We start from the raw sequence: 13,124 nt of genomic DNA, 5'->3' as shown, positions 1-13,124 counted from the left end.
ACCCACTGAACACGGGGCAGGCCCCGGTGCGGCCTACGCCGCACCGGGGCCCGCCCGTTGCTCAAGGTCGGTCGCTGACCGCCTACTTGCCGCTCGCCGTCGGCTGAGCCGTCGACGTCGGCTTGGTCGTCGGCTGCTGCCGGACGGTCGCCTTCGGGGTCTCCTTCTGCGCGGTCGCGCGCGGCACCACCGGCGCCTGCGTCGTACCCGTCCCGTTGTTCTGCGGAGTGTAGGTGCGCGGCGAGTAGTTGCCGGTCGGGCCGACCGGCGTGGGCGGCGGCGGGGTCGACGCGGTCGCCTTCGGCGCGGGCTTCGACTTGGGCGTGCTGCCGTCCGGCTTCTGGAAGTATTCGATCGGCTTGCCCTTGAGCGCCGCGTCCATCACGTTCTTCCAGATCGGTGCCGCGAGGTCCCCGGCGAAGACGTAGTCCTTGTACTTCTGGCCGGCCAGCGTGATGTCCTTCATCGGCGCCGGCGCCTTGTTGTGGCCCACCCAGACTCCGGTCGCCATCTGCGGGGTGTAACCGACGAACCAGATGTTCTTCGAGCCGTCCTCGGTGCCGGTCTTACCGGCGGCCGGCCGGTTGCCGTTGAGCAGGATGTCGCCGTGCGTCGTACCCGCCGGGTCGGTGATCACCGACTGGAAGATCTCCGACGTCTCGGCCGCCACCTTCGGGCTGACCAGCTGCTTGCACGCGGTGCCCGACAGCGGCAGCTTCTTGCCGTTGCCGTCGGTGATCGCCACGACCGGCCGCGGCGGGCAGTACTTGCCGTTGGCGGCGATCGTCGCGTAGGCGTTGGTGAGGTCCAGCGGGGTCACGTCCGAGGTGCCCAGGGTGATCGACGCGGCCGTCGACTGGATCTGCTGACCGGTGCCGCTCTGCACCCCGAACTTGCTGGTCGTCTTCAGCACGTTGCACGCGCCGAGCTCGCTCACCATCTGCGCGAAGATCGTGTTGACCGACTGCGCGGTCGCGTCCTTCAGGCTCATCCGCTGCCCGGCCGGGGGATACGGCTTGTCGTTGGGCAGCCGCCACGTCGTACCCGGCGTCAGGCCGCACCGGCCGGGGAAGTTGGCGCTGGTGAACGCGTGCGCCGGGGCGTCCGCCGAGCTCTTGGTGTTGTATGGCGGCACGGTGATCTTCTTGTCGGGCGACCACCCCGCCTCGAGGGCGTTGACCACGGTGAACAGCTTCGCCGTCGAGCCATAGGCGTAGCCCTCGCCGTCGGTGGTGAAGTTCTGCGCGTTCTTGCCCGCGCCCGCCACGTTGGAATACTGCGTGTTCTGACCGCTGGCCAGCACCAGGCCGGTGCCCGGCTGGATGATGATGCCGGCGGAGTCGATGCCCTCGGAGTTGCCCTGCGGCACCTTCTTGCGGATCTCCTTGTCGATGGTGTCGGCGAGCTTGGGGTCGAAGCTGGTCTTGATCGTCAGGCCGCCGCTCTGCAGCGTCGCCAGCCGCGACTTCGGGTCCTTGCCGAGCGCCGGCTGCGTCTGCAGCCAGCCCATCACGTAGTAGCAGAAGTAGGCGTACTTGGAGTTGGCGCACGAGTTGGAGTTGACCTGGGTCAGCTTCAGCCCGAGCGGCGACTTCTTGGCGTCGACCAGCTGGGTGTAGCTGATCAGCTTCTGCTGGTACATCTTGTCCAGCACCACGTTGCGGCGGGCGAGCACACCCTCGGGGTTGGTCGTCGGGTCCAGCCGGCCCGGCTCGTTGACCACCCCGGCGAGCATCGCCGACTGCTGCAGGTTGAGCTGGGCCGCCGGGATGCCGAAGTAGTGCCGGGCTGCGGCCTCCACGCCATACGCCTGACCGCCGTAGTAGACCAGGTTGAGATAGCCGTCCAGGATCTGATCCTTGGTGTACTTCTGCTCGATCGTGACCGCGTACTTCAGCTGCTGCAGCTTGCGGACGTAACCCTCCATGCCGCTCTGCGTCACGGCGCGGTTGGCGGCCTCCTCGTTGCCGGTGTTGATCGCCTGGTTCTGCTGCATGACCTTGACGTACTGCTGGGTCAGCGTCGACGCGCCCTGGGTGCCGTTGCTGAACACGTTGGAGCTGATCGCCCGCAGGAGACCCTTGGAGTCGATCGCGCCGTGCTGGTAGAACCGCTCGTCCTCGATCGCCACCTGGGCGTTCTTCATGTTCTGGGAGATCTTGTCGAACGGCACCACGATGCGGTTCTGGTTGAACGGGGTGGCGAGCACCGACCCGTCCGCGGCGAGGATCCGGGACTGCTGCGCCAACGGATTCATCTCAATGTTGCTCGGAATCTGGTTGAACAGCTTTATGCTGCCGTTCGTCGCCTGACCGGCGGCACCGATCGCGGGCAGCGCGAGCCCTGCGGCGACCAGGCCCATCGCGATAGCTGTCGCGATGAGCGCGCCGAGCAGGCTGAACACTGTGCCGAAGCGGGTCACGTGACGCATGAGCGCCAGAGTAACCGCCGAAACTGTCCGCGCCGCGCAGGACGCGGGCCGCGCACTCTAGCGCTGGTGGCCTGACCGCACGTATAGTCCGAACGAGCTATTTCGAAATAGTTCCCAATAGGTCTAGCGGGTGAACGGCGGGAGACATAACGTGCTCCCAGACACACGCGGGGGCGTGGGACCTGTTGAGCAGCGTGGTGGGGAAGGCCGAACGACTATGACTGCAGTGATGCCGGACAAGGTGATCTGGGACGACAACTGGGCGGCGCGGGCCGTATGCCGCACCGGCAGCTCCCCGGACGAGCTTTTTGCGAAGGGTGCCGCACAGCAGACCGCCAAGGTCATCTGTCAGCGCTGCCCGGTGGTGGCCGAGTGCCTCGCCGACGCACTCGACAACAAGACCGAATACGGGGTCTGGGGCGGTATGACGGAGCGCGAGCGTCGCGCCCTGCTGCGCCGCCGGCCCGACGTGCGCTCCTGGGAGCAGCTCTTCAAGACCGCCCGCGCCGACGAGCTTGGTTGATCGTCTCCGCTGGTTGAGTAGCGGGGCCCTCTCGCTGGTTGAGTAGCGGAGGAGCGTATCGAAACCTGCGGTGGTGGTCTCGATACGCGGCTCGTTCCTCGCCGCTACTCGACCACCATGACTGCCACTGGTTGGGTAGCGGGGGCCCTCTCGCTGGTTGAGTAGCGGGGGAGCGCAGCGGAGGAGCGTATCGAAACCTGCGGTGGTGGTCTCGATACGCGGCTCGTTCCTCGCCGCTACTCGACCAACTCAACCGGTGGTCTCGATACGCGGCTCGTTCCTCGCCGCTACTCGACCAACTCAACCGGTGGTCTCGATACGCGGCTCGTTCCTCGCCGCTACTCGACCACCGCAGGCCGCTACTCGACCACCGCTATCCCGCGAGCTCGTCGCCGATCTCGCGCAACTGCGCGATGTCGTTGACGTCGTGCGCGGCCGCGCCCACCAGCACCTGGGGGATCGTCGGGTGGGCGGCGGTGAAGCGGCCGATGGCGGCCTCGTGGCGTGCCGCGGTGGCCGCCAGGTCGGCGTGCAGGCTCAGCAGGCTCGCGGTGTCCGTGGGCTGCCAGCCCTTGCCGCGCCGCGCGGGGAGTTCGTCGGCTGCCTCCGCCGCCACCTCCGCGCGTCCCGCCTTGAGCGACGGCACGTGCGTGCGCTGCAGGCGGTTGACCACCAGGCCGGCGAGCGGCATGCCCTCCTCGCCGAGCCGGCCGGCGAAGTAGGACGCCTCGCGCAGCGCGTCCCGCTCGGGGGTCGCCACCACCACGAAAGCCGTCGACGCGTCACCGAGCAGCGCGTAGGTCTGCTCGGCCCGCTCCCGGAAACCACCGAACATCGTGTCCAGCGCGGCGACGAACGTCTGCGCGTCCTTGAGGAACTGTCCGCCGACGATCTTGGACATCACCGCGGTCACCGAGTTGACGCCGACCGAGACCACCTTGAGGTAGGCGCGGCCACCGGCCTTCGCCGGCGACATCATCAGCCGGATGAAACGGCCGTCGAGAAACGACCCGAGCCGCTTCGGCGCGTCGAGGAAGTCCAGCGCCGACCGGGACGGCGGGGTGTCGACCACGATGAGGTCCCACCGGGCTCGGCCGTCCCGCTGCTCGGCGTGCAACTGCCCGAGCCGCTCCATCGCCATGTACTCCTGCGTGCCGGCGAACGAGCTCGAAACCGCCTGGTAAAAGGGGTTTTCCAGGATCTGCTGCGCCCGACCCGGGTCGGCGTGCCGCACCACGACCTCGTCGAAGGTGCGCTTCATGTCCAGCATCATCGCGTCGAGCGAGCCGCCGGCCGAGGTGTCGATCGACTCCACCGGCGCGGGCTCGTTGTCCAGGTGCGCGAGGCCGAGCGCCTGCGCGAGCCGGCGCGCGGGGTCGATGGTCAGCACGGCCACCGTGCGGCCCTGCTCGGCCGCGCGGATCGCCACTGCCGCCGCGGTTGTCGTCTTGCCGACCCCGCCGGATCCGCAGCACACGATCGTGTGCACCGAGTCGTCGGCGATCAGCCGGTCGATGTCGAGGGCCTGCGTCATACGCGCGCCTCCTGCTCGGTCAGTGCCGCCTCGAGCTGGAGCAGGCCGCCGGCGTCGAGCCCATCGGGCAGCAACGGCAGGTGGTATGTCGGCAGTCCCAGCCCGGCGATCGTCTCCCGCTCCTGGTGCTCCAGCTCCAGCCGGTCGATCAGGTCGCGCCCGGTCTGCACGAGGCCGCCGACGAGCGTCGGCCCGACCCGCAGGCCCAGCTCCCCGAGGTCGTCGGCGAGCGGCGTGGTGTCGAAATCGGTTGCGGCCAGCAGCTTTCGGGTGTGCTCGTCGGCCGGCGGGGTGCGCTCCTGGTTGATGATCACCGCACCAAGTGGGAGGGACAGCGAGCGCAGCTCGGCCACCGCGTCGACGGTCTCCTGCACCGGCATCTCCTCCAGCAGGGTGACCAGATGCACTGCGGTCTGGTCGGATTGGAGCAGTTCGTTGATCGAGTCGGCCTGGTTCTTCACCGGACCGACCTTGGCAAGGCCCGACATCGCCTGGTTGACCGCGAGGAACTGGCCGACCCGGCCGGTCGGCGGCGCGTCGAGCACGACGGCGTCGTAGACCTGGTCCTGACGGACGCCGCGACGGCCGGGGCGGCGCCGGACCGCCTCGTAGACCTTGCCGATCAGCAGCACGTCGCGCAGCCCGGGCGCGACGGTCGTGGCGAAGTCGACGACCCCGAACCGCTCCAGCATGCCGCCGGCCATGCCGAGCTTGTAGAACATCTGCAGGTATTCGAGCAGGGCGGCCTTCGGGTCGACGGCGAGGCCCATCACCTGGCCGCCCGCGGACCCGGTCGCCACCTGCACCTCGTCCTCGCCGAGCCGTGGCACGTCGAGGACACCGCTGATGCCCTGCCGGCCCTCGACCTCGGCGAGCAGCACCCGCTTGCCCTCGGTCGCGAGAGACATCGCGAGCGCGGCGGCGACGGTCGTCTTGCCGGTGCCGCCCTTGCCGGTCACGATGTGCAGCCGCACTCCGTCCCAGTCGCTCGTCATGCCGCAAACGTTATCCCGCGCGGACCCGCGCCCGAAGGGGTGATCACGACGTGAGGTCGGACAGGTCCCGCACGGCCGCGGCGAAGTGCGGCGAGTCCGGGTCGATCAGGTCGTGATGCGTGGCTCCCGTCAGCACGGTGAGCGGTATGCCGGAGCCGGCCGCGGCCTGGTAGCTCTCCGACACCTCGACCGGCACGACGTCGTCGGCCGTGCCGTGGATCAGCCGCACCGGCGCAGGGGGAGGGCCGAGAAGTGCGGGATCGGCTGCGCGCCATACGGATTCGTCGGCGTCGCCCATCAGGGCGTTGGCCGCGCCGTCGCCCAGCCCGAGGTCCCGCGCCAGGTGCAGGTCGACCGCGCCGGCGAGCGAGACCGCACCCGCGACCCCGGCAGCCTCGGGCTGATGGAGGGCCCAGGTCACCAGGTGCCCACCGGCCGAATGTCCCACCAGCACAACGTCATCCGGCAGCTCCGGGTCGGCTCGCACGGCCGCGAGACCGGCCCGCAGGTCGTGCGCCATCGCCGCCCAGTCGCCGGGGATGCGCCGGTATTCGAGCGACGCGACGTGAAAGCCCTTGTCCGCCAACGCAGTTGCCTGCGGGCCGGTGTGCAGCCGGTCGTAGGCCGGGCGCCAGAAGCCGCCGTGGACCAGCAGCACGGTCGCGTCGCGGGCATCCCCGGTGGGCGTGCGGACGTCATACACCTGATCGGGATGACTGCCGTAGCTGCGGGTGAGGTCGGGCTTCCGGTCGGGCGCGGAGAAGTCGGGCACGGCCGCGACTCTATCGACGGCGCCGCGGGTTCCCCCAAGTTACCGGCAAGTACCGACTAGTTCGATCTGCGCCGGTTGTCGCTACGAAATCAGCGGTGCTACCGTCGCGAGAGCGGGAATATCGTAGATCAAGGAGCCGAAATGCCTCAGGAACCGTTGCGCGCTGTGAAGGGGCAGCGCACGCCGCACGTCGTCGTGGTCGGAGCCGGCATGGTCGGCCTCTCGACCGCGTGGCACCTGCAGGAGCGCGGGGTGGAGGTGACCGTCGTCGAGCGTTCCGGGGTCGCCGCCGGCAGCTCCTGGGGCAACGCCGGCTGGGTGTCGCCCGGGCTCTGCGTGCCGCTCTCCGACCCGTCGGTCATCAAGTACGGCATGAAGGCGCTGCTCGACCCGGACTCGCCGCTCTACATCCCGATGAAGCCGGACCCGAAGCTGGCGTCCTTCCTGCTCGGCTTCGCCCGGCGCTGCACCCCGGGTCAGTGGAAGCGGACGATGGACAAGTACGTGCCGGTCAACCGGCGCGCGATCGAGGCCTATGAGTTCCTCGAGTCGCACGGCGTGCGGGCGACCTCCCACGACGCCCCGATCATGGCGGCCTTCCGGCGCGCCGAGGACGCCGCCGGGCTGGAGCACGAGGTCGAGCTGATCCGCGAGGCCGGCCTGGAGCTGGAGGCCACCGAGGTCGACAACGCCACGCTGCGCGCGGAGCTGCCGATCGTGAGCCCCGACGTCGAGAAGGCGATCCGGCTCGGCGGCCAGCGCTTCATCAACCCCGGCGAGTATGTCGACGCGCTCGCGAACGCCGTCACCGACCGGGGCGGCCGGCTCGTCATCGGGTCCAACGCCCGTGCCCTGCGGCACGGCCCGGGCGGCGTCACCGTCGAGATGATGAGCGGCGAGCCGATCTCGGGCGACGCCGTCGTGCTCGCCACCGGCGCGTGGCTGCCCGAGCTGGCCCGGGACTGCGGAGTGCGGACGCCCCTGCGCGCCGGCCGTGGTTACAGCTTCTCGGTCACGGTCACCGACCCTTCGATGCGTCCGGTGCCGTGCCCGGTCTACTTCCCCTACGAGCGGGTCGCGTGCACGCCGCTCGGCGACCGGTTGCGGGTCGGCGGGACGATGGAGTTCGCGGGCACCGAGGAGCCGCTGCACGAGGAGCGGGTCGACGCGATCGTCAAGAACGGCCGCCCGCTGCTGTCCGGCGTCGACTGGGACGACCGGCAGGACACCTGGGTCGGCGGCCGCCCGGTCACCGTCGACGGTCTGCCGCTCGTCGGCGCGACCAAGGTGCCGCGGGTCTTCACCAACGGCGGCCACGGCATGTGGGGCATCACCCTCGGCCCGCTGTCGGGCCAGCTGCTCGCCGAGCAGATGGTCACCGGCGTCACGCCGCCGGAGCTGCTGCCCTTCGACCCGACCCGCTGACGCCTGAACCGTCATACCGGCCCGGCACTAGGGTGACCAGCATGACCAAGTGGGAATACGCCACCGTGCCGCTGATGATCCACGCGACCAAGCAGATCCTCGACCAGTGGGGCGAGGACGGCTGGGAGCTCGTCCAGGTCGTGCCGGGACCCGACGGCAACGGCCTCGTCGCTTATCTGAAACGCCCCAAGGAGAGCTGAAAACCATGTCATCAGTTGAGGATCGGCTGAGCGAGCTCGGTCTGACCGTCCCCGAGGTCGCCGCCCCGGTCGCGGCCTACGTGCCCGTCGTGCGCGACGGCTGCCTCGTCTTCACCTCCGGTCAGCTGCCGGTGGTCGATGGCAAGCTCGCCGCGACCGGCAAGGTCGGTGCCGAGGTCACCGCGGAGGAGGCCGCCAAGCTCGCCGAGACGTGCGCGCTCAACGCGATCGCCGCGGTGAAGTCGGAGATCGGCGACCTCGACCAGGTCACCCGGGTCGTCAAGGTGGTCGGCTTCGTCGCCAGCGACCCGAGCTTCACCGGTCAGCCGGCCGTCATCAACGGCGCCAGCGAGCTGCTGTCGAAGGCGTTCGGTGAGCGCGGTGCGCACGCGCGCTCGGCCGTCGGCGTCGCCGCGCTCCCGCTGGACGCCCCCGTCGAGGTCGAGATCACCGTCTCCGTGCAGTGACGTCGTGGTGACGTCCCAGCACGACTTCCCGGTGCCGCCGCCGCTCGCCGAGGGCGCGCAGCGGTGGTTGGCAACCGCTCCGGCGCAACGTCAGATCGTGCCACCCCGTATGGCGGCGACCGTCATGCTGTTGCGCGAATCAGCCTCTGGTCCGGAGGTTTTCATGCTCCGGCGCGTGCCGTCGATGGCGTTCGCGCCGTCGGTCTGGGTGTTTCCCGGCGGCGGTGTCGACCCCCGCGACGAAGGCGGCGACATCCCCTGGGCCGGGCCGTCTCCCGCGCAGTGGGCGGCGCTGACCGGGCTGTCCGAGGGGGTCGCCCGCGCCACCGTCATCGCGGCCGTGCGCGAGGTCTTCGAGGAGTGCGGGGTCCTGCTCGCCGGGCCGTCGGCGGACACGGTCGTCGCGGACGTCAGCGGTGACGACTGGCATGCCGACCGGGAGGCACTGCTCGACCGGTCGCTGTCCTTCGCTGAGCTGCTGACCCGGCGACGCCTGGTGCTGCGCTCCGATCTGCTTGCGCTGCAGGACCATTGGGTCACTCCGGAGATGGAGCCGAAGCGCTACGACACCTGGTTTTTCGCGGCCCGGCTGCCCGAGCGGCAGGCCGCCGACGACCGCACCACCGAGGCCGACCGCACCGAGTGGGTGCGTCCGGCGGCGGCGCTGGAGCAGGTCGGTGCGGGTGCGGCCCGCATGATGCCCCCGACGATCGTGCAGCTGCGCCGGCTGGGCGCCTTCGCCGACATCGGTGCGGCCATGGTCAATCGGCCCGACCTGGTCGCGGTGATGCCGGAGCCGGCGCAGGCCGGGGACGCGATGGTGTTGCGGGCGACGCTGAACGACTGAGGGGCGGGCGGTAGCGCTGGTTTCGATAGGTCTGCTGGTTTCGATACGCCGGCACGGGCTCGCAGGCTCGCCCGTGCCGGCTACTCAACCAGCGGGCTCGGCTACTCAACCAGCGAGTGGCTCGCCCGTGCCGGCTACTCAACCAGCGAGGTCGGCTACTCAACCAGCGAGGTCGTCCGCGAGCACGATGTCGAAGCGCACCCGCGACCACGGACCGTCCACCGGGCGGCCGTCCGGCGTCGGTGTGCCGGCGGGTTGCTCGTCGAAGTCGAGCACCAGCGAATCCTTCACGCCGAAGACGCTGTCGGTCTCCAGATGCGAGTCGCCCCGCACGAAGATGTGGGTCACCAGGCGTCGCTTGCCGTCCGCGGTGACCATGAAGTGCAGGTGGGAGGCTCGCATCGGGGTGCGCTCCGCGGCCGCGAGCAGCTGGCCGACCGGCCCGTCATACGGGATCGGGTATGGCGTGGGTTGCACTGCCCAGAAGCGGTATTCGCCCCGCTCGTCGCTGAAGAGGTGCGCCCGGCCGCCGACGCGGCCGTCGTCATACTGCACGTCGTAGAGACCGTCGTCGTCGGCCTCCCACGCCTCGATGCGGGCGCCCGGCACGGGCTGCCCGTCGGTGCCCCGCACGGTGCCCTCGACGTAACACGGCATGCCGGTGGCCGCGCCGCTGATGTCGCCGCCGTTGTCGATCTCAGGGGAGTCCTGCACGAAGAAGGGGCCGAAAACCGTTGCCTCGGTGGCATTCCCGCGCGCCTGGTTGTTCATCGTGATGGTCTGCATCGACACCCCGAAGGTGTCGGACAGCAGGATGAACTCCTGACGCTTGTCGTCGGTGATGTCGCCCACCGCCGTCAGGTAGGCGATGCCGGCCTCCCACTCCTGCTCGGTGAGCCGCACCTCGCGCACGAAGGCGTGCAGGTGCCGGGTGGCGGCCTGCAGGATCTCGCGCAGCCGGTCGTCGGGGGTGTTGGCGAACGACGCGACCACCTTGTCGGTGAGTGCCTGCTCGCGCTGCGTCTGGGCCTGGTCGTCGGAGGTGGTGCTCATCGCGGTGGGGCTCCTTCCCAGGCGCGTCGCAGCAGCCCGGTCATGGTGTCTTCGGTCACGGGGGTCGGGTTGCTCGGCGGCACGACCGGCAGGATCGCGGCGACTGCGCCCGGCAGGTCGCTCTCGCGCATGCCGAGGTCGCGCAGCGCGCGGGGTGCGTCGAGCGTGGTGCGCAACGCCTCGAGGCCACCGAGTGCGGTGTCCGAGCCGAACGCCGCTGCGAGCCGTCGGTCGGCATCCGGCGCGTGGGGTGCGTTGAGTGCGAGCACGTGCGGGAGCACGACGGCGTGCGTCTGCGCGTGCGGCAGGTCGTAACGGCCGCCGAGCACGTGGCAGAGCTTGTGGTGCAGGCCGGAGCCGGCGGAGGCGAACGCGACCGCGGCGAGGTAGGCGCCGAACAACGTGTCCTGCCGCCCGTCGAGCCCGCCCGGGTCGGCGACCACCTCGGGCAGGCCGGTGGCGAGGGCCCGGGCTCCTTCGGTGGCGAGCGCGATGTCGAGCGGGTCGGCGTGCGGTGCCCACATCGCGTCCACGCAGTGCGCCATCGCATTCAGCCCGGAGGCGACGCTCAGGTCGACCGGCAGCGAGGTGGTGAGCGCTGCGTCATACACGATCGAGGCGGGGAGGACGCGCGGGTCGACGCCGGTCTGCTTCTCGTGCCCGCTGGTCAGTCCCCAGACCGGGGTCGCCTCGGAGCCGGCGTATGTCGTGGGCACCGCGACGATCGGCAGTCCGGTGGTGAGCGCCACCGCCTTAGCCAGTCCGGTGGTCGAGCCGCCGCCGACGCTCAGCACGAGGTCGGCCCGGGCCTCGGTGGCCGCGGCGCGGGCGCGTTGGGCGTGCTCGACCGGCACGTGCATGCGCACGTCGTCGTGAACGGCGACCACCGGCACGTCGCCGGCGACCTGCTCCGCGAGCCGGCGTTCGGCCGGGGCGGCGATCAGCATGACCCGCCGCGCATCGCGTCGCCCGACCTCCGCAGCGACCGCGCCGGCTGCCCCGGCAGGCGCGAAAACGACTCGCTGGCCGAGGGTTTCGTGAGTGAAGCCCGTCGTCATCCGGTCGTCCTCCCGAGCACGGTGGCCAGTGCCGCCTCCAGTGTCTCCTGCGGATCGGCGGGCAGCGAGTGCGCGCGCCAGGCGACGTGCTTGTCCGGCCGGACGAGTAGTGCACCGGACTCCTCGACCTCGCGCAGCCGCGCCCAGTCGTAGTAGAGGTCGGTGACGTCCCGTCCGGGGCCGATCACCACACAGTCGAGCGGCACCCCGAACTCGGCGGCGACCTTGGCCGCGGCGTCCTGCCACGCCTCCCCGGCGACGCCGGTCAGCAGGGTGAAACGGTCGTAGCCGCAGAGGTCCAGCGTCGACCGGGTGGTGCGGTTGTCACCGACCCAGGCGTGCGGCAGGTGCGCACCCGGCACCGTCGACGGCTGGTGGAAGAGGTCGGCGTCGCGGACCGGCTCGGGGCGTCCTGCGCCATCGCTCACGACCGCGGCCGACTCGTAGAACTGGCCGAGTTCGACTCCGTGCGCGTTGAATTCGTAGTTCTTCAGCTCCATCGCGGTGACCAGGTCGGCGCGCTTGGCTGCGCCCGCGGGGGTGGCCGCCTTCCGCTCCTCGATCGCGGCGGCCATCTGCTCCTCGGTCTCGGCGTCGGTCAGGCCGAGCGCGTCGAAGAGGTGGGAGAACTCGCGCGCCGACCGGTTGGCCCGCCGCACGATCCGCTCCGCCACCGGGGCACGCTCGGCGGTGTAGGTCTCCAGCAGCGAGGGGGCGGCCTGCCCGCGCAGCACCGCGGCGAGCTTCCACGCCAGGTTGTAGGAGTCCTGGATCGAGGTGTTGGAGCCGAGACCGTTACTCGGCGGGTGCCGGTGGACGGCGTCACCGGCGCAGAAGACCCTGCCGGACTGCAGCCGCGTCGCGTACATCTCGTTGTTCCCCCAGAGGGAGGTGCCGGTGATCTCGACGTCGATGTCCGGCATTCCCAACAGGTTTCGGACGATCTCGGTGGCCGCGTCGTCGTCGATCGCCGGCGGCGGCTGCTCGATGTCGTAGCCCCAGACGATCAGCCATTCGTTCCACGGGCGGACCATGCGCACCAGCCCGGCACCGATGCCGCCGATGTTCGACCCCGGCTGGATCACCCAGTAGAGCACCGAGGGACGTCCCTCGCAGTAGGCGGCGATGTCGGCCTTGAAGGTGATGTTCATCGAGCCCGCGATGTCCATCGCGCCCTCGAAGGGCAGACCGATGTCCGCGGCGACCTTCGAGCGGGCGCCGTCCGCACCGATCAGATACTTTGCCCGGATCTCATACTCGCTGCCGGTCAGCCGGTCGAGCACCTGGACTGTGACGCCGTCGGAATCCTGTGTGTGCGAAAGGTATTCGGTGGAGAAGCGGGCCTGGGTGCCGCGCTGCGTCGCGTTGCGCACGAGGATCGGCTCGAGGTAGGTCTGCGGGATGTCGACCGGCAGACAGGGCGAGGCCGCCTTGTAGTCGCCCTCGCGGTCGGCGCCGGTGCCCCACGTGCGGATCCGCCCGATCTCCTCGCCGGCGATCGAGGTGCAGAACACCGTGTCGCCCATCAGCGCGTGCGGCGTCGCGTCGGACTGCACCTGCTCCTCGATGCCGAGGTCGCGGAAGACCTCCATCGACCGCTGGTTGGTGATGTGTGCTCGCGGCGTGTTCGCGGTCCACCGGTATTTGGTGATCATGATGGTGGGCACGTCCAGGGTGGCGAGGAAGAGCGCGGCAGCGGCGCCCGCGGGGCCGGAGCCCACGATGAGCACGTCGGTCTCCACCCGCCGGGTCGTGGGCGGCACGGTGGCTTCCTGTCCGTCGTCGAATGCCGGCATCGGGATCACTTCCTTCGCGGTCG

12 protein-coding genes are annotated in these 13,124 nt (G+C 70.2%); 5 read left to right on the top strand and 7 right to left on the bottom strand.

The features are described 5' to 3' along the window. Positions 1-82: 82 nt before the first annotated feature. Entirely contained in the window at positions 83-2,431 is a 2,349-nt protein-coding gene (locus HJ588_RS02025) for a transglycosylase domain-containing protein (protein WP_171151472.1), read from the bottom strand. A gap of 217 nt (positions 2,432-2,648) precedes the next feature. On the opposite strand from HJ588_RS02025, the gene HJ588_RS02020 reads away from it, so the two are divergent. Next, positions 2,649-2,954: a WhiB family transcriptional regulator gene (locus HJ588_RS02020; protein WP_171151470.1), complete on the top strand. Its 306-nt coding sequence runs from the start codon at positions 2,649-2,651 to the stop codon at positions 2,952-2,954. 373 nt (positions 2,955-3,327) lie between these two features. On the opposite strand, the gene bagB is transcribed toward HJ588_RS02020, so the two are convergent. From bagB to HJ588_RS02005, 3 genes are read right to left on the bottom strand one after another with little or no spacing between them, the layout of a single operon-like run. After that, the gene (gene bagB / locus HJ588_RS02015; RefSeq protein WP_171151468.1) at positions 3,328-4,488 is read right to left on the bottom strand and encodes an ArsA family ATPase; all 1,161 of its coding nucleotides are present in this window, start codon (positions 4,486-4,488) and stop codon (positions 3,328-3,330) included. Continuing rightward, positions 4,485-5,483, bottom strand: a complete 999-nt coding sequence (gene bagA, locus HJ588_RS02010; RefSeq protein ID WP_171151466.1) for an ATPase BagA — start codon at positions 5,481-5,483, stop codon at positions 4,485-4,487. The genes bagB and bagA overlap by 4 nt, the downstream gene beginning before the upstream one ends. A 43-nt stretch (positions 5,484-5,526) precedes the next feature. Next, positions 5,527-6,255 (bottom strand): prolyl oligopeptidase family serine peptidase, encoded by a 729-nt coding sequence (locus HJ588_RS02005; RefSeq protein WP_171151464.1) that lies wholly within the window; start codon positions 6,253-6,255, stop codon positions 5,527-5,529. 141 nt (positions 6,256-6,396) lie between these two features. Here HJ588_RS02005 and HJ588_RS02000 point away from each other — a divergent pair, with 141 nt between their 5' ends. Genes HJ588_RS02000 through HJ588_RS01985 form a run of 4 tightly spaced genes read left to right on the top strand, consistent with a single transcriptional unit; the run spans position 6,397 to position 9,194 of the window. Next, positions 6,397-7,680 carry an NAD(P)/FAD-dependent oxidoreductase gene (locus tag HJ588_RS02000; protein WP_171151462.1) on the top strand — a complete coding sequence of 428 codons (1,284 nt, stop codon included), beginning with the start codon at positions 6,397-6,399 and terminating at the stop codon, positions 7,678-7,680. 41 nt (positions 7,681-7,721) lie between these two features. Continuing rightward, positions 7,722-7,880 (top strand): Sp36 family protein, encoded by a 159-nt coding sequence (gene sp36 / locus HJ588_RS01995; protein WP_171151460.1) that lies wholly within the window; start codon positions 7,722-7,724, stop codon positions 7,878-7,880. Between the two features lie 5 nt (positions 7,881-7,885). Next, a complete protein-coding gene (locus HJ588_RS01990) occupies positions 7,886-8,347 on the top strand; it encodes a RidA family protein (protein WP_171151458.1) in 462 nt (153 codons plus the stop codon). Between the two features lie 7 nt (positions 8,348-8,354). Beyond that, positions 8,355-9,194, top strand: a complete 840-nt coding sequence (locus HJ588_RS01985; RefSeq protein WP_343036557.1) for an NUDIX hydrolase — start codon at positions 8,355-8,357, stop codon at positions 9,192-9,194. A gap of 159 nt (positions 9,195-9,353) precedes the next feature. On the opposite strand, the gene HJ588_RS01980 is transcribed toward HJ588_RS01985, so the two are convergent. From HJ588_RS01980 to HJ588_RS01970, 3 genes are read right to left on the bottom strand one after another with little or no spacing between them, the layout of a single operon-like run. Continuing rightward, on the bottom strand, positions 9,354-10,247 hold the full coding sequence (locus tag HJ588_RS01980; protein ID WP_171151456.1) for a dioxygenase family protein: 894 nt from the start codon (positions 10,245-10,247) through the stop codon (positions 9,354-9,356). Further along, the gene (locus tag HJ588_RS01975; RefSeq protein WP_171151454.1) at positions 10,244-11,305 is read right to left on the bottom strand and encodes a maleylacetate reductase; all 1,062 of its coding nucleotides are present in this window, start codon (positions 11,303-11,305) and stop codon (positions 10,244-10,246) included. Before HJ588_RS01975 ends, HJ588_RS01980 begins: the two co-directional genes overlap by 4 nt. Continuing rightward, positions 11,302-13,101, bottom strand: a complete 1,800-nt coding sequence (locus HJ588_RS01970; protein WP_171151452.1) for an FAD-dependent oxidoreductase — start codon at positions 13,099-13,101, stop codon at positions 11,302-11,304. Before HJ588_RS01970 ends, HJ588_RS01975 begins: the two co-directional genes overlap by 4 nt. Positions 13,102-13,124: the final 23 nt, after the last annotated feature.

The sequence above is a fragment of the Flexivirga aerilata genome (assembly GCF_013002715.1).
GTDB classification, from domain to species: Bacteria; Actinomycetota; Actinomycetes; order Actinomycetales; family Dermatophilaceae; genus Flexivirga; species Flexivirga aerilata.
The sequence above is the reverse complement of the archived record's forward strand: the minus strand, read 5'-3'. Positions and strand labels throughout refer to the sequence as shown.